Raw genomic sequence first — 1,412 nt, 5'->3', positions numbered from 1 at the left:
GCATATATGGCCCCGCCCTATGGTCAAGGGAAAATAGACTTTGGAAATTCGTTCGGATGCTCGCATATATACGGCGTCAGCCTAGTATGGCAGCGCCCTGATGGGTTACGCGCTTTCGGTCCTCGTCATTTCATCGGCGTTTATCGCCATGCTCTAAAACAGGTTTTCCGAAAGCAGGTCCGAGCTTTTTTCCATCGTCTTTTCCCTTGGCAACCGTCGGGTAAGCGTTACAAAAATGTTTGGCGGGCCGCTTGCGCGCGACTCATACAAAAAAGTCGGATTGCAAGCGGCATGACAAACGCGGGACTATGCCGCAAGTTTGTATTGTGTGCCTTGAGCCAAAAGACTCCAGGCAATACGGGCAGTTTTGTTGGCCAGCCCCACACAGGCACGTTTTGTCCCGCGTCGTGCGACCAAGTCCGCCAACCACTTACTGTGCCGACCCTCCGCCATTCGCCCGACGGTGAGCGAGCGCAGCACGGCCCGGGCACCGTGTATCAGCAGAGTGCGTATATATTTATCTCCGCGCTTTGAGATGCCGAAGAGCTTTGTTTTACCGCCAGTGGAGTTTTGGCGCGGCACAAGCCCAAGAAATGCCGCAAACTCCCGTCCGTTTTTGAAGTTGGAAGCGACGCCGGCCACGGTGAGCAAAATCGTGGCCGTGATGAAGCCGATGCCTGGGATTTGCATCAGGCGTTTGCAGGCTTCATTTTCTTTGGCAATGGTTTTCAGGATATCTTCTTGTTCAGTTATTTGCCGGTCCAGAAAGCATAGAGAGTCGTAAAGCGAGGCAAGATTGCGGCGCATAAGGCCGGAAAGAGTGTTGCTTTCATCGGCAATAATCGCGGGTAAATGGGCTCGGATCTGGGCTGTGCCCTGGCGAATGACAATGCCATTCTCGGCGAGTAGCCCTCTAGCCTGGTTTATCAGAGCCGTGCGGGAATGGACGTACCCTTGGCGGACTCTATGTACGCACTGGATGTCCACCTGTTCTGGCGACTTGTGCGGCACAAAACGCATGTTGGGTCGTTGTACGGCTTCGCAGATGGCGGCTGCATCGTTAGCGTCGTTTTTTGCGCCGAGAAGATAGGCTTTCACATATCGTGGGTGAATACGGCGTACGGTATGGCCCAGGCTTTCGATTTCTCTGGCCCAGTATTCCGACGAAGCGCAAGCTTCCATGCCTACCAGGCAAGCGGGGAGATTGGCGAAGAACCGGACCACACCGGAGCGGGACAGGGTGCGTTGCAACACGGGTTTGCCTTTGGCGTCCACGCCGTAGACGGAAAAACTGTTCTTTGCCAAGTCGATGCCGATGGTGGTAATAGCTTTCATTGGGATGGCCTCCTGCAAAGGTTTTTAGGCTACCTTATGCATACCCGCTTCAGTCGGGCGGGGCCATCCCATCATTT

At 54.5% G+C, this 1,412-nt stretch carries 1 protein-coding gene; it reads right to left on the bottom strand.

What is annotated here, in order from left to right; genetic code table 11:
• Positions 1-306 precede the first annotated feature (306 nt).
• Entirely contained in the window at positions 307-1,335 is a 1,029-nt protein-coding gene (locus HNQ38_RS14070; protein WP_183722549.1) for an IS110 family RNA-guided transposase, read from the bottom strand.
• Positions 1,336-1,412 lie beyond the last annotated feature (77 nt).

The sequence above is a fragment of the Desulfovibrio intestinalis genome (assembly GCF_014202345.1).
In the GTDB taxonomy this organism is placed as follows: Bacteria; Desulfobacterota; Desulfovibrionia; order Desulfovibrionales; family Desulfovibrionaceae; genus Desulfovibrio; species Desulfovibrio intestinalis.
The sequence above is the reverse complement of the archived record's forward strand: the minus strand, read 5'-3'. Positions and strand labels throughout refer to the sequence as shown.